The following is a 21,211-nucleotide window of genomic DNA, read 5'->3' on the forward strand; positions in this document are numbered from 1 at the left end:
CTGTAAAGCGCGTCTTGACACAGCGTAACCAGTGCCCAAAGCAAGACCGCCGCAGGCACGGATACCGTGATCATTCGGAGACAAACACGATTGATTCGGCGCCCTCCCCGCCCGGATGGGTGGAGGAGTTTTTGTCCAGATAATGCGCTCTCCGAGAGCTTTTCGAGCCATTATCTGGACAAATACTCCAGTCTAGGAATGGCGGTAGCGTTCGGCGGCCCGCTGGCTCCGCCCGGCCACCACCACCTTCTGGTGCCATTCCCGCTGGTACGTCCTTCTCGCCGCAGCGTCGTGGCGCCGCTCCAGGGCGGCGAGCTCGCGCTGGAGCTTGAGGTAGCTGGCCCACCGCCTCTCCTCGAGGGATCCGTCGTCGAGCGCCGCCCGCACGGCGCACCCGGGTTCCCGGTCATGGGCGCAGTCGGAGAAGCGGCACTGCTCGAAGAGCACTTGCAGATCGCCGAACATCTCCTCCATGCCGTCCTCGGCGTCGAACAGGCCGAAGCCGCGGACACCGGGTGTGTCCATCAGCACCGCGCCGTTGGGCAGCGGCACCAGCTCCCGCGACGTCGTGGTGTGCCGCCCCCTGCCGTCGGTGGCCCGCACGTCCCCGGTCGACTGGACGTGGTGCCCCACGAGCGCGTTGATGAGGGTGGACTTCCCGGCGCCGGAGGGCCCGAGCAGGGCGAGCGTCCACCCCGGCTGCACCCGGGAGAGCAGTTCGTCGATGCCGTCCCCCTGCTCGGCCGAGGTGGTCACCACGTCCACGCCGGCGGCCTGCAGAATCACCTTCCCGACGACGTCATCGGCGATGTCCGCCAGGTCCGCTTTCGTGATGATCACCAAGGGCGTGGCACCGGAATCCCAGACCGCCACCAGGGTCCGTTCGAGCCTGTTGTGGCTCAGCGGACGATCCACGGGAACAACCACGCCCACCATGTCGATGTTCGCGGCGAGGACCTGCGCCTCCGTGGACGGGTCGAAGGCACGTTTACGGCTGAGCACGGAGGTGGGTGGAAGCAGCCCGACGACGGCCGGTTCCGCAGCCCGGTTGCGGCCGAGCCAGACCCAGTCGCCGGTGGCCGGCACGGCACCGGCCGGATACGGCAGGTGCACCAGTCCGTCGGCCGTGGCTGCGACGATCCGGTTCCGGTCCACCCGGACGACCCGGGCCGCGGCCTCGCCGCCGTCGGCCGGATGGGCCGCGAAGTGCTGCGCCACAACCTCCGTGAAACCGTACTGGCCTGGGCCGGGCATGGGCTCAGTGTTTATGAAAGGGGTTGGGTTATGGGTTTGGTTTTGAAGCTGGTTGGCACGAATGCCGGAAGAATTTTTCACTGTAAACCTCGGGTTGGCCCGAAGCGCCGCCGGCTGGCAAAGCAGTGCGCTGTGTGCGCTGGCTGGCTAAGAGTGGGCAGCAGCGGGGGCAGGAGTAATGAAGGTGTTTTCGAGAAGGCGCGGAGCGCGCACGAATTCTGCAGTCATCAGGTCCACCTCCCCCGTACGAAGTTCATGCCAGACTGGCCGCCGCCGGACAGAAGGTCCGGGGACTCCCCCAGAATAGCCAGCGCGGCGCCGGCTGGCTAGGGTAACCAGGCTGCGGCCGGAAATCAGTCCAGGACTTTCTGTCCAAGCGAGCGAATTCAGTCCAGCTTGCCGTTGACCGGCCGCTCCGAGAACAGCCGAAGCGCGGCGTCAACCAAGGACACCTTGTTCAACGAACCGACATCCTGCAGCGGAATCCACGCGGCATGTGTGGTGGTGCCGTTCGTTTCGTGGGTGAGCTCCCCGCCCGTCACCCTCGCCTCATAGACCAGGCGGAGTGCCTGGAAGTCGCGGTCCGCCCCGTCCAGCCGCGAATTCGCTGGCCAATGGCCGACGTCGATCCCGAGCATCTCGCCGATTTCGGCGTGGTACCCCGTCTCCTCGAAGACCTCACGGATGCAGCCGTCCACGGGGTGCTCGGCCAAGTCCAGCCCGCCGCCGGGCAGCGTCCAGCCTTCCTTGCCGTCCTGCTTCCAGTACGCCAGAAGGATGGCGCCGTCGCGGATGATGACCGCGTAGGCGGCGGGCCGGGTGTCGAAGAGAACGCTCATGGCTCCAGCGTAGCCCCGCGCTATCCGCGTGCAGGCGGCCGTCCTAGAGTGGGACTGTGACGAATCTGGAGCTTCTCCCGCAGGAGGAAACCTGCCCGCCCGCCGGCCCGGACACAGGGACGGGTGCCGGGCCCTGCCTGCAGTTGTGGCCGGCACGCGAAGTGCCGCTCGGCGGGGTCCGCGCGATGTCAGTGCTCCGCACCCTGCCCCAGCGCGGCCTGCCGACGGTGGGGGCCTGGTGCTTCCTGGACAGTTTTGGCCCCGACCGGACGGCGATGTCCGTGCTGCCGCACCCGCACACCGGACTGCAGACCGTGACGTGGCCGCTGGCCGGGCAGATCAGGCACCGGGACAGCGTGGGCAGTGACGTCATTGTTCGTCCGGGCGAGCTGAACATCATGACCGCGGGCCACGGCGTCTCGCACTCCGAGTTTGCCGTGCTGCCGGCGACGGACGACGGCGGTGCCGGGCTTCCGCTGCAGCGCGGGCTGCAGCTGTGGGTCGCGTTGCCCGACGGGGAGCGGGACAGGCCCCCCGCCTTCGAGCAGCACCGCGACCTGCCCACGGTCCATGGCCCGGGCTTCACCGCCACGGTGATGGTGGGATCCTTCGCCGGCGCTTCCTCGCCGGCCACGATGTACACGCCGATCGTCGGAGCGGACGTTCGCTGCGGCGGCGCCGCCGCTTTCCCGCTTGACCCGGCGTTCGAGCACGCCGTTCTGGTGCTCGACGGCGGCCTGACGGTGGACGGGCAGGAGATCGGCCCGGGACCGCTGGGCTACCTCGGGGCCGGGCGCGAGGTCCTGGCCGTGGATGCCCTGCCGGAGACCCGGTTCGTTCTGATCGGCGGCGAGCCGCTCCACGAGGAACTGCTGATGTGGTGGAACTTCGTGGGCCGAACCCATGAGGAGGTCGCCCAGGCGCGGGCGGACTGGGAGGCCCAGGCAGAGCTGTCCGACCCGGCGGCGGAAGGTGCCCGCTTCGGGCTGGTCCACGGCCACGGACCGGATGCGGGACGCGAGGCAGGCAGGATCCCCGCGCCGCCCTTGCCCGGAGTGAAGCTCAGGCCGCGGACCCGGTCCTAGGGCCCGGCAGCAACCCCGGCCTGGTTCCGTCCCGCCTGTTTCCGTCACGGCGTGAACGCACACAGCGCGAACGGACACTTGGGGCCCTCAGGCGGGGCCTCAAGTGCCCGTTCGCGCTTGATTGCACCAGTATCAGGGCTGGTCGCGGACCAGCAGCGGGACACCGAAGACGGGGTCCTGCGCCAGGATCCGCACGTCGCTGACTCCGGCTGCGGCCAGGTGCTTCCGGAATGATTCCTGCAGCCGGACAACGTTCATGCCCAGGCCGCTGCCCAGAATGACCGGACCGTCCAGCCCCAGCTGCCGGAGGACCTGCGCGGCCATCTCCGCCAGGTCCTTGCCCGCCTGGTCTATCAGGTCGCGGCTGACGCTGTGGCCGGCGTCGGCCGCCTCCACCACCAGCCGGGCCTGCTGCGCCCAGAAGCGCCGTCCGGTGTCCGGGGAGTGGAAGAGCGCGATCAGCTTGTTCGGGTCATCGGTGTGGCAGGAATCCAGGAGTGCCCGCGTCAGCTCGTCCGGTTCCTGCCCCTGGTTCATGCGCCTCAGGCTGTGCCGGACGGCCTCGCGGCCAAGCCAGTAACCGCTGCCTTCGTCGCCCAGGAGGTAGCCCCAGCCGCCGGCCCGCGCCTCGTCGCCGTCCCCGTTCGCGCCCCAGGCCGCCGAGCCCGTGCCCGCAATGACTGCGACGCCGGTGCTGGCGCCGCCTGCCGCGAGCAGGAGCCGGGAGTCGTGGACCACGGTAATCCGGGCCCCCGGGGCGTGCGGCTCAATGAGGGCGGCCAGGGCGGCCGCGTCCTCATCGGTGTCAATCCCGCCGGCGCCGGCGTAAACCTGCGCCACCGGCCCCCGGCCGATTTTGGCGAAAAGCTCCGCTAGGTGCGCCGCGGCTTCCGCACGGCTCACGTTCTGGACGTTGGCGCTTCCCACGCTCTGGTCGGCTACCGGTTCCCCGTGCTCGAATCGGATGCCCCTCGTCTTGGTGCCGCCGATGTCGAGGCCGATCACGACGTCGTTGGTCCGGGCGTCGCCGGACGCGCCCGTGCTGGACGAAACAGGGGCCGCACCGGATAGGTTGTCAGAGTTAGTCACCAGAACAGATTACTGATTAGCCCCTAGGAGCCAGCCATGCCCCACGCCGAGATTGGTACCCGCATCATTGCAGCGCCCATGGCAGGCGGGACGTCCACGCCGGGCTTCGTCTCGGCAGTACACCGCGCCGGGGGACTGGGCTTTCTCGCCGCGGGGTACAAGAGTGCGGATGCGGTCGGTGCGGAGATTCGCGCCTGCCGGGACGCCGGCGTCCGGTTCGGGGTCAACGTTTTTGTGCCGGACAACGCACAGCTGACCCCCTCCCCCGATGCCGTGGCAAGGCTCGAGGAGTACCGGAGCAGCCTGGGCCGGGACGCCGGGCGCTACGGCGTAACCGTCCCGCCCCTGGTGCTTGACGACGACGATGCCTGGGAGGCGAAGATCGACCTCCTGTTGCAGCACCCGGTTGAACTGGTCAGCTTCGCGTTCGGGCTGCCCGATTCCGCAGTTGTCGAGGCGCTTCGGCAGGCGGGGTCGACGGTCCTCGCCACGGTCACCAGCCGCGCCGAGGCAGAGCTGGCAGCGGACCGCGGAGCCGACGCCCTCATCGTCCAGCACAGCAGCGCCGGCGCCCATTCCGGTGCTTTCCTGCCCGGGACGAAACCTGGCGGCATGCCGCCGTCGACGGCTGACCTGATCCGGGAGGTGACGGCCGCCGTCGACCTGCCGCTGATCGCAGCCGGCGCGGTGTCCGACGCCGCCGCCGTCAGGTCGGTCATTGCCGCGGGGGCAGTTGCCGCGCAGGTGGGAACGGCGCTGCTGCGGACGGACGAAAGCGGCGCACGCCAGCTGCACAAGGACGCCCTTGGCGATGACCGCTTCACCGAAACAACACCGACCCGGGCGTTCACCGGCCGCTATGCACGGGCACTGGTCAATGACTTTGTCCGCGCCCACGGGGACGCCCCCGAGGGCTACCCCGCCATCCACCATCTGACAGCTCCCATCCGCGCAGCGGCCGCCGCTGCCGGTGACCAGGAGCGGCTGAACCTCTGGGCGGGCAAGGGCTGGCGCTCGGCCAGGACGGGACCCGTGGCCGAGGCTGTGGCCGCGCTCCTGAACGGTTAGAGCCCGGTGCTGGTTAGGGCCCCGGCGCCAGGGGGCCCGTCAGGCGCCTGAGCGGGCCCGGACCAGCCCCGCAAGCAGCCCGGGCCCCTCCTCCAGCACCAGCTCCCGGAAGAACCGGACGGCGTCAGGTTCGCTCTCCCGCACGCTGCGGCGCTCCCGCCAGGCAAGGCCGATCTCGCGGTACGCCAGTTCCGATTCGAGCGCAATTTCGACCCAGCCCAGGTCGCCGGTGTCCGCCGTGACGCCGAGGCCCGGCCCGCTGCCTCCCTCCGGGGGGAGGATGCTGACACCCAACCCGGCGGACACCAGACCACGCGCGGTGTGTGAATCCTGGCTTTCAAAGGCGATCCGCGGCCTGAAGCCGGCCTCCCGGAACAGGGCCTCCGCCAGGGAGCGCAGCCCGTAGCCGGATCCGAGCGCAACGAACGGATCTTTCCGGATCTCGGCCATGGCCACCGACTTCCGGTCCGCCAGCGGGTGCCGGTGGTGCACCACGAGCCTCAGCGGTTCCCGGTACAGCGCGGCGGAGCCGATGGTCCTGCTGGCGGGTGCCACGGGTGCGGTCAGGGCGAGATTGGCGGCGCCGGAGGAGAGTTCCGCCAGGCAGCTGTCGCGGGAGCCCTGACGGAGATCGAACTCCGTCTGCGGATAGCGGCTCCGGAATGCGCTGATGAGCAGGGGCAGCGTCGCCTCGCCGAACGTGTGCTGGAAGGTCACGGTGACCCGGCCGCGAACCACCTCCGATTCGTGCCGGATAAGGTCCAGGCCGGCACGGAACTCGGCGAGCGCCGATTCCACATAGGGCAGCAGCGTCGTGGCAGCAGATGTCAGCCGGACGCCCCTGCCGTCCCTGATCAGCAGATCGGTCCCCACCACGGCGCTGGCCCGCGCCAGCGCGCGGCTGACGGTCGACTGCGGAACGCCGAGCAGCTCGGCGGTTTCGGTGATGTGCTGCGTCCGCCCAAGCTCCGCCAGCAGCGGCAGAATAGGCAGCAGCTGCACCAGCTGCCTGTGTTCGATATCCACGGCTCTCCTCCGTCAATCAATCCTATCCGGCATGAATTATTGACGAATCATGCATTGGATACTAGGTCAGCATAGATCTACGCTGAAGGCATGCCAACGCCCCACAAACACGCCCCCGGAAGTCTGGGGTGGAACGGGCACCCGAAAGGTTCACAGGCCTACGGCAGGATCCTGGCAGGCCTCGCGTTCGCCGGTGTGGCCACCTTCGCGCAGCTCTATTCCACCCAGGCCGTGCTCCCCGTCATGGCCGCTGAGCTTCGAGTGACCGCCGCTGAAGCCGCGCTGACCATTTCGCTGGCCACCGTGGGCCTCGCCGTCACCGTCATCCCTTGGTCGTTCCTCGCCGACCGGATCGGGAGGGTGAAGGCCATGACCTGGGGAATCTGCCTGGCCACAGCACTGGGACTGCTGGTGCCGCTGGCAACGTCCTTCCCCGTCCTGCTGGGCCTCCGGATGCTGGAGGGCATGGCTCTGGGCGGCATTCCTGCCATCGCCATCGCCTATCTCAACGAGGAAATCGACCGGGCACACGCCGCCGTGGCCGCGGGCAGCTACGTCGCGGGCACCACACTGGGCGGTCTGGCGGGAAGGCTCGTCGCCGGACCGGCCGGGGAATTATGGGGATGGCGCGCCGCCGCGCTCGCGGTCTCCGTCCTGGCCACCGTGGCCGCCGTGCTCTTCCTGGTCCTCATCCCGAAGGCCCGCGGCTTCACCCCGGCCCGGGGCATTGGCCTCCGCAGTGCGGCCAGGACCCTCTCCGGCCATCTGGCCAACCCCAGGCTGCTGGCACTTTACGTGCAGGCCTTCCTGCTGATGGGCGGCTTCGTGGCCGTCTACAACTATCTCGGATTCCGGCTCTCCGGCGAACCGTTCAGCCTCCCCGCCACGCTCATCAGCCTCATCTTCCTGGCCTACCTTTCGGGCACCGTGACCTCGCGCTGGGCCGGAGCCCTGACCCAGCGCTTCGGCCGGCGCACGGTGCTGCTGGCCGGCATTGCGGTTATGGCGGCGGGCCTGGCCCTCACCCTTACGCAGGTGCTGGTGCTGATACTGGCCGGCCTCTTCGTCTTCACCGGCGGCTTCTTTGCGGCCCACAGCATCGGCGCGGGCTGGACCGGAGCCATCGCCCGGTCCGGCCGGGCACAGGCAGCATCGCTGTACAACCTCGCGTACTACCTCGGCTCCAGCATCCTGGGCTGGGCAGGCGGACTGGTGTTTCAGTCCCTCGGCTGGCAGGCGCTGGCGGCCGCCGTCATCATCCTTGGGTGCGCGACGGCGGTGATCACCGCCGTGGTGCATCCTGCTTCCGGGCGCGAACCGAGGCAGCGCCAGCAGGACGAGGCGAGCCTGCAGCATCCCTGAATAATCCGCCGCCCAACGGAGCAGGAGTCCTGCAGTTGTTCGGGAGTGCCGCCTGCCGGTGAATGTCTTGGCAACATTCGCGCCGCTAAGATGAACGGAGACCACTCCAGGAGGATCCGTGAGCACCAACGCGAAGAATATTCGGCCGGCGGCGGGACACGAACCCCTCGATGCCATTGACGAGCGGCTGCTGGCGGCTCTGGTGGACGATGCCCGGATTTCCAACAAGCAGCTGGCCGAGCTGGTGGGCATCGCCCCCTCCACCGCACTCATGCGCACCCGCGCGCTCTCGGACCGGGGCATCATCCAGGGGTTTGAGGCGAAACTGAGCCTTTCCGCGATTGGCCGGTCGGTGCAGGCCCTGATCGCCGTCCGGCTCCGTGCCCACGACCGGGAGCAGATCGACCGGTTCACCTCCCGTGTCCCCAAGCTGCCCGCCGTGCTGTCGACCTTCCACACGTCGGGCTCGGTTGACTATCTGCTGCACATCGCCGTCGCCACCACTGAGGACCTGCGGGACTGGGTTCTGGACAACCTGGCTACCGATCCCGTAGTCGGCCACACCGAAACCACATTGGTGTTCGACCACATGCAGGGCAACCACGGGCCGCTGCCGGACCGCGACTGACTCAACACCGGGACTGAGTCAACACCTGGACTGACCCAACACCCGGACTGCGCCAACCGGGACTGCGCGGCCCGGCAACGACCGGCCCGGCGCTACCTAGCGGCGGGGAAGCAGCAGGCCTGAGTGGGCTGCGCCGAGGACATCCCCACGCAACAGGTTCAATTCGTCACGGCGCCGCGCGGCGTCCCGCTGCTGCCGGACGGTTTCCTCCGGAACAACCCGGCGCCGCTCCGCCCATTCCACCAGGCCGGCGCCGACGCGCACGGCCACGGCTTCCAGCACGGAGGCACGGCGGTAGCCGGGGACGGACTGGTTGACCGATAGCGCGCTCATGGCTCTTTCCTTTCGGGGTTCGTTGGCTGCTTTGTGCTGGTGGATTCCGCTTGGGCTGTTTTTTGCTCCGCGGGCTGCGCTTTTCGCTGGCCGCGGCTGCCGGCGGACGCGGGGACACCGAGGATGGGGAACGCGTTGAAGTGGATCTGGACCGGCCGGGCGCCTTGCTGCTCGTCCTCACCCCGGATCTCCTCCAGCAGGCGGTAGGAGTAGGCGTCCATCGCCCGTGTATAGGCACCCAGCTGCCCTTCGTTCATTCGCACGTTGGCGGTGCTGACGATGGCCGCTTCCAGCCAGTCGCGGTCCAAGGTGTCCGCCCCGTGTGCCATGAAATCGGCCAGCACGGCCTGGCGGCGGTGTTCGAACTCCCGGTTGACCAGCCGTGACGCTTCCTGGGTGGCGGGGGAACTTGCAAGCTCAGGTGACGAGACCTCAATGGCGCCGCGCGGCCTCTCCCACCACCGCTCACGTGCCGTGCCTTTTCCCTCTACTTCCCGAACGAAGTCGTGCTTGGCTAGCTGGCGCAGGTGATAGCTCGTGGAACCGCTGGACTCCCCCAGCAGCTCGCCGAGGCTGCACGCCGTCTGTGCGCCGTACCGGGACAGCATTTCCAGGATCTGGACGCGCAGCGGATGTGCAAGCGCCTTCAGGGAGGCGGGGTCCATCTTCCGGACGGGGTACGGCAGATCCTGCACGTCGGGGGCTTCGGTGTTCGGCTTGGTGGCCATACCCCAACGGTACTCTTGCAAAGATTTCTTTGCAATGATTATTTTGCAACGATTATTTTGCAATCGGTTCTTTGCAACTGCTTCTTTGCAAGCGACCGTTTACGACGGCGGCGCCCCCGCCGCTGCCACCGGCGGAGACTGCGGCCCTGCTACCGAAGGAGGCTGCGGCGCCAGGTGATCGCGGCCAGCAGCGCCGCCGCAACGGCGCAGGCTGTCACGAATCCGGCGACGGCCGCGTCGAGACCGTAGGCCGCCGTCGCGAGCCCCAGCCCCACCACCGGCACAGCACTACCGAGGTAGGTAATCACATAGACGGTACTGACGATCTGTGCATGCCGGGACGCCTCCACCTTGCCCGCCACGTCGTTGAAGACGATCCGGAAGGCGACGCCCTGGCCGGCGCCTGCGGCCAGGCTCGCCGCTACCAGCAGCCACGGGTTGCCGGCGGCAGCCGCGGCAGCGATCAGCGCCACGGCGCCGCCCAGCACAGCCAGCCCCGCCGGCACAGCGAACCTGCTCCGGACGGCGATCAGCTGACTCAAGGCGGACGAACCCAGGGTGAGCCCGGCCAGCAGGCCGATCAGTGGCCGTGAGTCGGTGCCCAGGATCTTCGCGAAGTAGCTTGGCGCGAGGGACAGGCAGAAGCCGAAAACGGCAAAGCTGAGGAAGCCGACGGCCGCCGCCAGCCAGAATGCACCACGGGCCTCCCGGGACACCGTCGGCCGGCGCGGCGCCAGGGCTGTCAGCGGGCGCGGGCCTGCTGCCGGTTTGATGGCAGGGCGGGCGCGCAGCAGGTACAGGGGGATCAGCAGGGCGGCCAGGACGAGCGAATGGATGAGGTACGGCGTGGTGGTGGAGCCGGGCAGGAGGGAGAGGATCCCGCCGATCGCGGGGCCCGCCGCCACTCCCCCGGCCGAAGCCAGCAGGGTGAAACGGGAGGCCCACTCCGGGCGCTCGGGCAGCAGCTCACGCAGTGCCGCCGAGCTGGCCCCCGTGGCCAGGGCGACGGCAACGCCTTGGAGGGCCCGGCCGCCGCACAGCCCGGTGAGGCTGTCCGCATTCGCAAAGACCAGGCCACCCGCGAGCCCCGTCAGCACAGCAAGGAGGAGGGCCGCACGGCGCCCGATGTGGTCGGACCAGTGCCCCGCGAGCATGAGCGTGGCGACGAGCGCCAGGACGTAAGCGGCGAACGCGACGGTGATGCCCAGGGAACTGATGCCGAGCCGCATTTGCAGCAGCGGGTACAGCGGGGTCGCCAGGTTTGCTCCCACCAGGAGCGTGAAAATGACGACGCCGGCCATGGCCAGCCGTGAGGTGGTGGACGCATCCCAGCCCCAGCGGGTGGCCGCAGCCGGACGCATTCGAAGTTCGCTAAAGACGGTCATGCCCGTGCCCTTGCCTGTGCGTCCGTGTAACCGGCCCCTTGTGGGGGCTGCTTGCACGGATGGAATCTTGGTACCTAAAGAATGCGGCAGGAGTGCGTACCGAGTGCGTAATTTTGTGGGAATATTGAGCAAAACCATCAATCTTTGGCCGGATTAATGAACCGGAGTGACGATTTGAACACGTTGGACCCCACGGATCTGAAGATCCTGCTCGAGCTGATCCGCGACCCCCGCGTTCAGATCGGCGAGCTGAGCGAAAAACTCGGCATCGCGCGGAACACTGCCCAGTCACGCGTGCGTCGCATGCTCCGCTCCGGCATCCTGCACGACGGCGGCCGTGAGATCGACCTCGAGTCGGTGGGATTCGACGTCGTCGCCTTTGTGACGATTGAGGTGACCCACCGGGAGCTCGACGGCGTGATCGCCGCTTTGCGGCTGATTCCCCAGGTCCTCGAAGTGCACGAGATCTCTGGCAGGGGTGACGTCTGGTGCCGCGTGGTGGCCACGGACACGCAGAATCTGCAGGCCGCGCTGCGTTCGATCCTGCGTATCAAGGGCGTGATCCGCACCGAAACCGTGCTGGCCCTCCACACGCACATCCCGTACCGGACCGAGCCGCTGATCAGCCGCCTCGTGCAGTCTGCCGGGGCGCAGTCGGAATAAGATTCGAGGATGGATTGGCTCTCTTACTTCTTTCAGGTCAACTGGCTTGCGGTGCTTCTTGCCTTCATCGCGAGCATGGCCATCGGTTTCGTCTGGTATTTGCCCGCCGTGCTCGGCAAGCGGTGGATGGAGGCCGTGGGCAAGACCGAAGAGGACCTCAGGAACTCTGAGGGCGGCGCCGGAACCTGGGTTCCCATGATGGCGGCCGCAGCCGTGACCGCCATCCTCCTCGCAGTGCTGATCAGCAAGCTTGGACTCGACAACGCGTTGGCCGGTGGGTGCTTCGCCTTTGTGCTGGCGGTCGTGTTCCGCGTGGGAGGCCACGTAATCCACAATGGTTTCGCCGGACGTCCCGCCGCTGTGACGCTCATCGACTCCGGCCATGACGTCCTTGCTGTGACAGCAGCGGGAGCAATCATCGGCGCGATGTCCTGACCCGAACAGACGGAGACCTACAGACTGTGACCATCATTGACAACGCCGTCTACGTCGACGGGGTCCGCACGGCGGAGCCCGAAAACCTGGAACAGACGTTTGAAACGCTTGACAGCCACGGCGGAATGGCCTGGATCGGCCTGTACCGTCCCTCGAAAGCCGAGATGGCCGCCGTCGCCGACGAGTTTGGGCTGCACGACCTGGCCGTCGAGGACGCCGTCTCGGCCCACCAGCGGCCAAAGCTGGAGCGCTACGGTGACAACCTCTTCACTGTCCTAAGGCCGGCCCGGTACCGCGACGACACCGAATCCGTGGAATTCGGGGAGCTCCATATATTCGTTGGCCCGAACTTCGTGGTGACCGTCCGGCACGCGGAGATGTCCGGTGTGGGAAAGGTGCGCCGCCGCCTGGAATCCCGGCCGGACCTCCTGCGCCACGGACCGCCGGCAGTACTGTACGGACTTCTGGACCAGGTGGTGGACGACTACGCTCCGGTGGTGGCCGGGCTGGAAAACGACATCGACGAAATCGAGGACCAGCTCTTCTCCGGCGACTCTGCGGTGTCCCGCCGCATCTATGAGCTCGCCCGCGAGGTCATCCAGTTCCAGCGGGCCATCCATCCGCTGCCGGCCATGATGCAGCAGCTCAACGAGGGATTCGACGACTTCGCTGCCGACGCCGAGCTCCAGCACAATCTTCGGGACGTCGAGGACCACGTCGAGCGGGTGATTTCGCGGGCCGATTCCTTCCGCGACCTCCTGCAGAATGCCCTGACCCTGGACGGCACCCTTACTGCCAACCGGCAGAACGAGGCCAGTGCGCAGCAGAACGAGCAGGTGAAGAAGATCTCGTCCTGGGCTGCCATCTTCTTCGCCCCGTCATTCGTGGCCGGCGTGTACGGCATGAACTTTGACCACATGCCTGAGCTGCACTGGGCCTACGGCTATCCCATGGCGATGCTGCTGATGGCCGCCACCGCCGCCCTGATGTATCTCATCTTCAAGCGGAAGGGCTGGCTCTAGTGGCCGGTTTCCACCAGGGCCTGATCATCACTCCCGGCACGGAACGGCAGTTGGGCGCCTACGGGCTGTTCAGGCCTTCGCCATCCCAGCGGGAGGTCCTGGCCCTGCCCACCGGTCCGTTGTCAGTCAAGGGCGCCGATCCGGACATCCTGTGGGTCAGCTTCACGGAGCTGTGCGTCGGGGTCCGGTCGACGGCGGACTATCTTCTGCTGGCGGAAAGGTTCCCTGCTTGGGTGGTGGACGGCATCCCGTCACTTCCTGGAGAGTCCACTGCCAGCCCGGCTGACTGGCAGCGGTTCCTGGCTTTGTTGGACGTCCTCCACGAGCGGGAGATCACGCCGTTCCTCATCACCCCTGGACCGCATGGCGATCCCTTTGGCGCGCCGCAGGGCAGCGCTGCTGATGAACTTGCCGTCGTCCTGTCACGCATCGGAGAGCGGCTCTCCGAGCTTCGCCGGATCGAGTCGGACGAACAGTTGCCGGATGAGCAGTTCGGCGGCTGCTAGCAACAGCCGTAACCCGTCCGTCCTGAGCCGGTTGCGTCTGCTTACAATCGATTGACATCAACTACTGAGGGAAACATGAAGAAACTCACCACCGCCCTGCTTGCCGCCGGGTTCGTCCTCTCCGCTTCCGCCTGCGCTGCACCGCAGCTCACCACCGCACAGACGTGCGACCGGATCCGGACGGTTGTCTCGAACCCCACGAACTCCGTCGGCAAGACCGGCATGACCCGCCTGGCCAACCAGATCCGTCCCATCGAGGCAGTGTCCTCCGACGAGCTGCGGCCCGCGCTGCAAGCCATCCTGGAATACACGGACGAGTCCGCGAAGGAAACCCCGGATGAGGCGAAACTCACCGAGCTGAAGACCGGCTACGAGCAGGCCGGCAGCACCTACAGCAGGTTCTGCGGCGGTCAGTAGCCCGCATCTCTTACACGTCTGGCGGCCACGGGCAGGGCACTCCTCCTGCCCGTGGCCGATTTTCGCGTCGGCACAAACAAGGCCGCCCCTGCGCTCACGCGGGGCAGGCGCGAGTCACGTAAACGCGCCTCATTCGCTGGGATTAGTCAAGACAGTCTCCCGAATGGTCTGGAACGAGCCAAGGCTCTTCATGAGAGCGATACTAGGCGCCACCTTCCCCTCCAGGTGAGAGCCGCTCTAGACGTGAACCAAAGCCCGCCCCCGGACCTTGGGAAAACCTCGGGCATGCGGCGTCCACCCCCCACACAGGGGGTAAAAACGAAGCCCGACGATCAGGTAGCACCCGCATTTCACAATGTGCAGGCCGCAGACTGTTCCTGTCCCTGAAGCAGAAGGTAGCCGCGAACCGTTGCTTCAGAACGCCGGGTCCGGAACGCATTCCCCCGATGTACCCCGGACCCGGCGGACAATTCCATGAGGCGGCCAGGGGCCGCCGGAGCTTGCTGCCTGCGAGGCCGGCTGCGGCTCCCTGGTGATGCTGTCGAACTCTTGATCCGAACCTGCGATGACGGTGGCAGGTTCTTGAGCTGCGTCCGGGACCATTTCATTGAGAATCGCAGGACGGCGTGGACAACTGGATGAGGTGGCTGCATGGCGGAGGACGCGGACGCGGGCCAGGACCTTCCGGTACTGGATGACGCTGCATTGCGGGACCTCAGAGACGAAGCCGGGGAGGATGCGGCGCAGAAGTTCATGCAGGAGTATCTGGTGATGCTTCCCGTGCGGGCGGCCAAGATCTTCAAGGGCCTAACCCGCGGCGATACCGAGACCACTCTGGACGCCATCATCAGCCTGAGGGTCAGCTCCGGGATGGCCGGCGCGAGGCGCCTTGAGTCCTACTGCGGCAGTCTCGAGAGCGCACTGAAGCACGGCCATACCCCTGAAATGACAGCAGTGAAGGCCGTGCTGTTCGCGAACATCCGGCAGGTAGTCCGTGAAGCGTCCCGGCGCGGCCACCTCCCGCCCAAATTCCACGGTTCCGCAGAGTCCTGACTTTCAGCCGTGCTGTCGTCACGGGGCGAACTCGGCACAACGGAAGTGCAGTTCCCGCAGCGCCCCATTCAGGGGTGAGCCGGTGAACGGCAAGGCTTCCAGGTCGATGGGCCACTGCCAGTGCGATGGTATTGGTCTGCGTAACGCGCGGACGAGAGGCCCGCGACATCTCAGGACACCATTTGCTTGTGTCGCTACGGCGCACTTGCATCTAAAATTCAGGCGTGGAGCGTAATGATGCGCAGTACCGCACGTGGCTGGAGTTAGTTGGAGAAATCCTTCAACTGCCGTGTGGCCCGTCATTGCGATACGAAGAGCAACTCCTGGAGCTCTATACGGAGTCGTTCGACGGAGCGTGCTCAACGCGAAATCATGTGCGACACGATTGGGACAATCGCATCATCACTTGCTGGCCACCGAAGTACATCCCCGACGAGCCGCCAGGGGACTTTGACTACAGGCAACAACCGCTGTTGCGCTGGTATGCATGGACTGGACAAAGGGGACCACAATCCATCGGGCGGGTTCCTGACGCTCTAGCCAGCAACAACATCAAGCAGGCCTGGGACGAGATAGCCCGGCCCTGGAACGTGAACCATCAGTTGTCCATCCCGCTCCACTTGGGCGGGAATGACCTCCACTCCTATCTCGTCCAACGACCTGACGACTTCACGGAGCAAGAGTTCGACTTGGCATCACTGCTTCAACCAATCTTGACTGGCCTTGCCTTTCATCTCAGGCTTGCGTCGACCAGTGCCGAGGCTTCCGTGCAAGGCTCCACACAGGGATTGACTGTCCGGGAGATGGGGATTTTGACTCTGCTCAGCAAGGGACTGACCGCAGACAGTCTGGCGCGGAGGCTCAACATCTCGCCGCGCACCGCGGAAAAGCACCTGGAACACATTTACCGCAAACTGGATGTCGGTGACCGGCTGATGGCTGTCCAAAGGGGTTATGAATTGAGACTGCTGGACCGTTCACCGCTGTCGACATGAAGGCCCGAGGCGCCGGTCTGAGCATTCTGGGGCATGACCGACGCAGACGAAATTCGTCGAAGGGCAAGGGACGGTCCACACCGTTACCAACGGAAAAAGATGGGAAATTTCTCTTTTCCTTCAACCTCCATGCCAAGGGGTCGGAAGCGAGGGCAATGAGTACGTCATGAATTGGATCAGTAAGGAACGCTCCGACCAAGACAGCAACATGCTTGGCGAAGCCACCTTCGAAGCTGACTGCAGGGGTTAGGGCAGGACATTCTCCACCGCCCCTTATCGATGAGACTCAGGATCACCTCGGCTGGTCGCTAAGACCGGCCGGGATTTCCTTCTTTGAGGCGCTTACGGAGGTTGCAGAACCGCGAGGACACGCTTGCTTGCTGGCTGGGCTGGCTGACACGCGATCGTCGCAGTAAGGGCCAACCGCGACTCGTCACGGGCAGGGCTGGCCCTTCGGCACACACGTCTCGACCTTCACTTTGGGGGAGCAGTGTATAACCACCCCGTCGCAGATGACGTTCAATTCACAGGTGGTGTTGTTCTGCACTTTTTGAATCCTTCACCGCACACGGGCCGGCGGATTCGTGAACGGGCACGATTTTCCGCAAGAACATTGGACGCGGGCAGGACGAGCTGCCACGGTCAAGGCCAGGACCCGCTCCAGGACGCCTCGATCCCGGCAGAGGATCCGCGGATGGGAGGAGGCGAGGGGGCGAGGGGGCCGAGTTGTTGAACCACGGCCTGCTTGTCCTGGGTGGCCGCGGGCCGGTCGCCGACCGGAACGGATGATCCTGCGGCAAGGACTGCAATGAGTGTTGCCCCGGCTGCTAGGCTAAAAATCGGATGCATGATGTGCTCCTGATAACGGATCAGGCGAATCGGATCTGACTCCTATCAGCGGTCCCGGTGACGCCCACGGATGTGGATTGGTCCGCCTTCGACAGGATCGTCGGCAGCCTTCCTGCCCTTCTGCTCGAAGGCCAGGAAGATGCGCGCAGCCCACCCATCTCTACCTAGTTCTGCATCGTGAGTACCAGCTTGGGTGCGGCGGTGCTGCCGGCTTCCTTGGAGTTGAGCTCCAGGCCGTCGCTGCTGCTGCTGTCCAGGCCCAGTGAGAGCAATTGGCCGAGCTCACCGGTCAGGCCACCGACGGTCAGCGAAACGCTGTAGTTGGTGTTGGTCGTGGTCGGGCCGAGCCTACCGATGCTGGTGCCAAGCGGCGGACGGTTGTTATAGGTGATCCCAGTCTCGGACCAGGTATCAGTGGCGACCAGTTTGACGTTCTGCGTACCCGTGGACCCGTTCCCGGCACTGCGCAGCTGCAACGTGGCGCTCTGCAGCGTCCTGCCCGCATACGCCGACAGATCGAACTTCAAATACGTGGTATCCACCGGGCTCGCGTCGACACGCAACACCGTACTCGCGCCAAAGTTCGTCCCCGTCGCCCCGCTGGAGACAAAGCTGTCAGCAGTGGCCGTGAGCGTGACCGTCTCCGTGCCGCCGCCAGCGGCAGCCGTGGTGAAGGTCCACGTCCTGTCCGAGGCCAGCGCGTTCCCGGCAACATCCTTCACCCCATTGGTGCCGCCCCTGATCGTCGCCGTATACGTCGTGCCCGCCGCCAGGTCCGCATCAGGGTTCAACGTCGCAACCATGCCCGTGCTGTTGTACGTCACAGCAGCCGGCACCGTCGTTGTCCCCGTTGTCAGCGTGAACGTGGCCGGCGTGATCGTCGAGGCATCCATCGCCTCCGAGAACGTCCCCGTCACATTCGCCGTCACCGCCACACCAGTGGCACCAGCAGCCGGAGACGTACCCGTCACCGTCGGAGCCGTCGTGTCACCAGGCGGAGTGCCACCACCGCCGCCGCTCATCGTGAGTACCAGTTTGGGTGCGGCGGTGCTGCCGGCTTCCTTGGAGTTGAGCTCCAGGCCGTCGCTGCTGCTGCTGTCCAGGCCCAGTGAGAGCGATTGGCCGAGCTCACCGGTCAGGCCACCGACGGTCAGCGAAACGCTGTAGTTGGTGTTGGTCGTGGTCGGGCCGAGCCTACCGATGCTGGTGCCAAGCGGCGGACGGTTGTTATAGGTGATCCCAGTCTCGGACCAGGTATCAGTGGCGACCAGTTTGACGTTCTGCGTACCCGTGGACCCGTTCCCGGCACTGCGCAGCTGCAACGTGGCGCTCTGCAGCGTCCTGCCCGCATACGCCGACAGATCGAACTTCAAATACGTGGTATCCACCGGGCTCGCGTCGACACGCAACACCGTACTCGCGCCAAAGTTCGTCCCCGTCGCCCCGCTGGAGACAAAGCTGTCAGCAGTGGCCGTGAGCGTGACCGTCTCCGTACCGCCGCCAGCGGCAGCCGTGGTGAAGGTCCACGTCCTGTCCGAGGCCAGCGCGTTCCCGGCAACATCCTTCACCCCATTGGTGCCGCCCCTGATCGTCGCCGTATACGTCGTGCCCGCCGCCAGGTCCGCATCAGGGTTCAACGTCGCAACCATGCCCGCGCTGTTGTACGTCACAGCAGCCGGCACCGTCGTTGTCCCCGTTGTCAGCGTGAACGTGGCCGGCGTGATCGTCGAGGCATCCATCGCCTCCGAGAACGTCCCCGTCACATTCGCCGTCACCGCCACACCAGTGGCACCAGCAGCCGGAGACGTACCCGTCACCGTCGGAGCCGTCGTGTCACCAGGCGGAGTGCCACCAGGTCCCCTCGTTCCGCTGTCTGTCTGCATACCGCCATGGACCGGCCGGAACTCCCACGTATAGGAGCCATCAGGTTTGAGGCTCATCCTCAGATGGCCCCACGTGTCACTGAATTTCCTCTGCACATAGGCAGGGTTGCTGGTGAAGGTCCGCAAACCGATACCGCCGGTGGACACCTGGAACTGCTGCATCCCGTCCGTGACGCACTGATCCGCGTTGTTCACCGGGCAGGTCCGCTCATAGTTGTGCTGCGAACCAGACATGAGAACCTTGACCCGGTTCGCCCAGAACATGTCGATCCACGGCTTGGCCTGAGTAAAGCGGGTATGGGCCGATGTGTTTGATGTGAAGTATGGGTCGTGGTAAGCAACGGCTAGATGCTTCCCGGCGGCTTTCGCCGCCTTTATATCAGTGTCCATCTCCGCGGTCATGGCCTGTGCCCTTGCGGCGTTGTATAGCCAAGTAGCCGTAGGAGCTACCACGATGTGCCAGTTGCCCTGATCAAACGAGTACCATTCAAGGGCGTCCTGGAACCGGCCAAGAGTTGTGTTCGTTGCACTTTTCGTCGTAGACAAACATTCACCGTTCATGAACCTGTCCAGGTCATCATTCACACCGGGATCCACGTCATGGTTCGGCCCAGTCGTCCAGAACGTCATGGCTTTCGCCCCACCCCACAGGGTGTTCCACGCCCCGAGGGCCGAACAGGTGCCCTTTTCGTACTGGAAGTCGCCGAGGCCGATGAAGTTGTGCAGTGACCCGTCGTTCAGGCTGGTGATGATGCTGGCAGCGTTCTTGCCGGATGCGGACGAGGTGGACGTGTTCCCTGCCGGGTTCATGTCACCCACAGCAGCGAACTCGAACGGGTCTGTGGGCGGTACCGCCGTTGGGGTGACTGCGTTGAGCGTGGGCGTGGTGGGTACGGCAACCGCTCTAGGGTCACCACTGACCCCCGTGCCGAATAAAACAACGGCGCCAACAGTTACCGCCGTGAGAAGTGATGCGACAAAGGTTCGGGATTCAGTAATCATCGGGCACTCCCTGAGCGGGCCCCTGACGAATGACAGGACTCGCCTTGCAGGTAGAAGTATTAGATGCGGCGGCGGCCTCTGGGCCCGAAAACCACCGAGGGCCGGTGCTGCGGCGGCTGCGGCATTCCTAATGCCGCGGCGCCTGCCAGGAGGACGCGCTGTGCGGTCTTCATGATGGGGTGCCTCGTGGGGCCCTGTAGCTGTCACCTTTTGGTGAGCTGTTCTACATGCTACGTCCCGGTTTGAAGGGATACTCAGATGTGTCTTGCCTATGCACACAGCGGAGCATTCTTGCGGCGAGAGTCAGCTCTTATCGAACGTATCCGCAGGACCGGTGCGGCCACCTCTGTTGTGGTCCTATGCCTGCTAAACCCAAGGCTATAAAGGAGGCGTACCTATCCCAATACGCACTTATACGTATGCTCTGGACGAGCAGCCATGGCCGCCGTGACCGGGCGGCCGGCGCCGCTAGTTCAGGTTCATGCCGAACTGCCGGGTGAGGAGAGCCCTCTTGTAATGGGCTTCGGCGGAATCCACCTGGGCGGCCGGCGCGCTCGGCGAGAAGACCTGCAGGATGCTGAACTGGAAGTGCTGCCGGTGCCGGGCGTCGGCGGCAGCCAGCTCCCGGAGGGCAACGTTGCCGGCGTGGCCGTTCCTGGCGTACTCGCTCCAGCGGCCCAGGAAGCGTTCGGCGCCGTCGGCTTTCCCCACGTACAGTTTGCCGGTCGTGGTGTCGGCGATGAGGTAGATGCCCTGAACAGAGCTGAGTGCCGTCCGCCATTGCCCGCAGCGGTCGTCCGTGATGACGGCCTGGAGCTCGTCGTAGCTGACAAGGAGCGAGTCGAATCCGGGGAAGGCCACGCTGGACGGGTCGGCGATCTCGACGACAGTCATGCCAACCGCCTGATCTCCTGTCTTGGCCCAGTTCACCGGGTCATTTGTCCACTCAATAACCAGGCGGTCCTCCAGGGCAGCGAACACCGGCGAGGGCTGCAGGTCGAAGTAGCGGCGAAGGTCGGTGCGCTCTGCAAGGACTTCGCCATGGTTCTCGTGCGCGGTAAGGAACCGGGCACGCCGTCCGGTGGTGGCGAGGAAGTTCAGCCAGATCCTAGGAGGAGTCGCTGGCCGCTTGCTGTTGCGGATGCCCTGTTCCCGCACGTACGGCAGGAGGCTGGGCCCCATTGCATCCGCCCGCGTTTTCAGCCATCCGGTTTGAGCGTATGCCGGATGACCTGCACCTCCTCCGGTGCCAGCCCAGCCGCCAGGAAGAAATTTCCGAGGCTCAGTCCGCCCGAGATGTCGTTGTTCATGTCTTGCCTTCGCTCAATCCTGCCGGTCGGCAGCCCATAACTTCACGTCTGGGTATACGCCAGGACGAAAGAAGGCCGCCCCTCTTTCCAGCACTGCACTGGGTCCAGCACAACACTCCGAAGGGCAACCTCGTCAGCCATCCTATGTTCGGAGCCGGCAGGAGCCGAATCGGCGATTACGATAACGAGCAACACAGATTCCTGCTGAACCGGGTACCGGGCGCTACCAGAATCATGGGCGACAGGTTCCTTCCCTGGGAGGTCAAGCGGCGGCAGCTA

The 21,211-nt window shown here is 65.7% G+C and carries 21 protein-coding genes; 11 read left to right on the top strand and 10 right to left on the bottom strand.

Annotated elements, in window-relative coordinates; all coding sequences use genetic code 11:
• Positions 1-192: 192 nt before the first annotated feature.
• Together rsgA and QFZ33_RS18430 are read right to left on the bottom strand one after the other, a co-directional pair.
• Positions 193-1,254: a ribosome small subunit-dependent GTPase A gene (rsgA, locus tag QFZ33_RS18425; RefSeq protein ID WP_307029803.1), complete on the bottom strand. Its 1,062-nt coding sequence runs from the start codon at positions 1,252-1,254 to the stop codon at positions 193-195.
• 386 nt (positions 1,255-1,640) lie between these two features.
• The gene (locus QFZ33_RS18430) at positions 1,641-2,093 is read right to left on the bottom strand and encodes an NUDIX hydrolase (protein WP_307029805.1); all 453 of its coding nucleotides are present in this window, start codon (positions 2,091-2,093) and stop codon (positions 1,641-1,643) included.
• A gap of 56 nt (positions 2,094-2,149) precedes the next feature.
• Between QFZ33_RS18430 and QFZ33_RS18435 the strand changes: the two genes are divergently transcribed.
• Positions 2,150-3,178, top strand: a complete 1,029-nt coding sequence (locus tag QFZ33_RS18435) for a pirin family protein (protein WP_307029807.1) — start codon at positions 2,150-2,152, stop codon at positions 3,176-3,178.
• Between the two features lie 132 nt (positions 3,179-3,310).
• Here QFZ33_RS18435 and QFZ33_RS18440 read toward each other — a convergent pair whose 3' ends face one another.
• On the bottom strand, positions 3,311-4,267 hold the full coding sequence (locus QFZ33_RS18440; protein ID WP_307029809.1) for an N-acetylglucosamine kinase: 957 nt from the start codon (positions 4,265-4,267) through the stop codon (positions 3,311-3,313).
• Between the two features lie 36 nt (positions 4,268-4,303).
• Here QFZ33_RS18440 and QFZ33_RS18445 point away from each other — a divergent pair, with 36 nt between their 5' ends.
• Positions 4,304-5,335: a nitronate monooxygenase gene (locus QFZ33_RS18445; protein ID WP_307029811.1), complete on the top strand. Its 1,032-nt coding sequence runs from the start codon at positions 4,304-4,306 to the stop codon at positions 5,333-5,335.
• Between the two features lie 39 nt (positions 5,336-5,374).
• Here QFZ33_RS18445 and QFZ33_RS18450 read toward each other — a convergent pair whose 3' ends face one another.
• Positions 5,375-6,361 carry a LysR substrate-binding domain-containing protein gene (locus QFZ33_RS18450; RefSeq protein WP_307029813.1) on the bottom strand — a complete coding sequence of 329 codons (987 nt, stop codon included), beginning with the start codon at positions 6,359-6,361 and terminating at the stop codon, positions 5,375-5,377.
• A gap of 90 nt (positions 6,362-6,451) precedes the next feature.
• Between QFZ33_RS18450 and QFZ33_RS18455 the strand changes: the two genes are divergently transcribed.
• Positions 6,452-7,723, top strand: coding sequence for an MFS transporter (locus tag QFZ33_RS18455; RefSeq protein ID WP_307029815.1), 1,272 nt, complete (start codon positions 6,452-6,454; stop codon positions 7,721-7,723).
• 118 nt (positions 7,724-7,841) lie between these two features.
• Positions 7,842-8,351: an Lrp/AsnC family transcriptional regulator gene (locus QFZ33_RS18460; protein WP_307029817.1), complete on the top strand. Its 510-nt coding sequence runs from the start codon at positions 7,842-7,844 to the stop codon at positions 8,349-8,351.
• A gap of 96 nt (positions 8,352-8,447) precedes the next feature.
• Here QFZ33_RS18460 and QFZ33_RS18465 read toward each other — a convergent pair whose 3' ends face one another.
• The 3 genes from QFZ33_RS18465 to QFZ33_RS18475 all read right to left on the bottom strand — a co-directional run bounded on the left by QFZ33_RS18465 (position 8,448) and on the right by QFZ33_RS18475 (position 10,797).
• Complete coding sequence (locus QFZ33_RS18465) at positions 8,448-8,684, bottom strand: 2-nitropropane dioxygenase (protein ID WP_307029819.1); 237 nt, start codon at positions 8,682-8,684, stop codon at positions 8,448-8,450.
• Positions 8,681-9,412: an ArsR/SmtB family transcription factor gene (locus QFZ33_RS18470; protein ID WP_307029821.1), complete on the bottom strand. Its 732-nt coding sequence runs from the start codon at positions 9,410-9,412 to the stop codon at positions 8,681-8,683. Before QFZ33_RS18470 ends, QFZ33_RS18465 begins: the two co-directional genes overlap by 4 nt.
• 149 nt (positions 9,413-9,561) lie before the next feature.
• Complete coding sequence (locus QFZ33_RS18475; RefSeq protein WP_307029823.1) at positions 9,562-10,797, bottom strand: MFS transporter; 1,236 nt, start codon at positions 10,795-10,797, stop codon at positions 9,562-9,564.
• Positions 10,798-10,971: 174 nt separating this feature from the next.
• Here QFZ33_RS18475 and QFZ33_RS18480 point away from each other — a divergent pair, with 174 nt between their 5' ends.
• The 7 genes from QFZ33_RS18480 (at position 10,972) to QFZ33_RS18510 (ending at position 15,888) form a co-directional block, all read left to right on the top strand.
• Positions 10,972-11,460: an Lrp/AsnC family transcriptional regulator gene (locus QFZ33_RS18480; protein ID WP_373427294.1), complete on the top strand. Its 489-nt coding sequence runs from the start codon at positions 10,972-10,974 to the stop codon at positions 11,458-11,460.
• Positions 11,461-11,469: 9 nt separating this feature from the next.
• Complete coding sequence (locus QFZ33_RS18485) at positions 11,470-11,895, top strand: DUF1761 domain-containing protein (protein ID WP_307029827.1); 426 nt, start codon at positions 11,470-11,472, stop codon at positions 11,893-11,895.
• 26 nt (positions 11,896-11,921) lie between these two features.
• Positions 11,922-12,917, top strand: a complete 996-nt coding sequence (corA, locus tag QFZ33_RS18490; protein WP_307029829.1) for a magnesium/cobalt transporter CorA — start codon at positions 11,922-11,924, stop codon at positions 12,915-12,917.
• Positions 12,917-13,423, top strand: a complete 507-nt coding sequence (gene zapE, locus QFZ33_RS18495) for an AFG1/ZapE family ATPase (RefSeq protein ID WP_307029831.1) — start codon at positions 12,917-12,919, stop codon at positions 13,421-13,423. The genes corA and zapE overlap by 1 nt, the downstream gene beginning before the upstream one ends.
• A 75-nt stretch (positions 13,424-13,498) precedes the next feature.
• Positions 13,499-13,840 (top strand): hypothetical protein, encoded by a 342-nt coding sequence (locus tag QFZ33_RS18500; protein ID WP_003805240.1) that lies wholly within the window; start codon positions 13,499-13,501, stop codon positions 13,838-13,840.
• 651 nt (positions 13,841-14,491) lie between these two features.
• Positions 14,492-14,893, top strand: a complete 402-nt coding sequence (locus QFZ33_RS18505) for a hypothetical protein (protein WP_307029833.1) — start codon at positions 14,492-14,494, stop codon at positions 14,891-14,893.
• A 224-nt stretch (positions 14,894-15,117) separates the two neighbouring features.
• Positions 15,118-15,888 carry a helix-turn-helix transcriptional regulator gene (locus tag QFZ33_RS18510; RefSeq protein ID WP_307029834.1) on the top strand — a complete coding sequence of 257 codons (771 nt, stop codon included), beginning with the start codon at positions 15,118-15,120 and terminating at the stop codon, positions 15,886-15,888.
• A gap of 642 nt (positions 15,889-16,530) precedes the next feature.
• Here the strand turns inward: QFZ33_RS18510 and QFZ33_RS18515 are convergent.
• The 3 genes from QFZ33_RS18515 to QFZ33_RS18525 all read right to left on the bottom strand — a co-directional run bounded on the left by QFZ33_RS18515 (position 16,531) and on the right by QFZ33_RS18525 (position 20,804).
• Positions 16,531-16,737: a hypothetical protein gene (locus QFZ33_RS18515; RefSeq protein ID WP_307029836.1), complete on the bottom strand. Its 207-nt coding sequence runs from the start codon at positions 16,735-16,737 to the stop codon at positions 16,531-16,533.
• A gap of 164 nt (positions 16,738-16,901) precedes the next feature.
• Entirely contained in the window at positions 16,902-19,622 is a 2,721-nt protein-coding gene (locus QFZ33_RS18520; RefSeq protein ID WP_307029838.1) for a CBM96 family carbohydrate-binding protein, read from the bottom strand.
• A 468-nt stretch (positions 19,623-20,090) separates the two neighbouring features.
• On the bottom strand, positions 20,091-20,804 hold the full coding sequence (locus QFZ33_RS18525; RefSeq protein ID WP_307029840.1) for a GIY-YIG nuclease family protein: 714 nt from the start codon (positions 20,802-20,804) through the stop codon (positions 20,091-20,093).
• Positions 20,805-21,211: the final 407 nt, after the last annotated feature.

Origin of the sequence: Arthrobacter globiformis, assembly GCF_030815865.1 — a bacterium.
GTDB lineage: Bacteria > Actinomycetota > Actinomycetes > Actinomycetales > Micrococcaceae > Arthrobacter > Arthrobacter globiformis_B.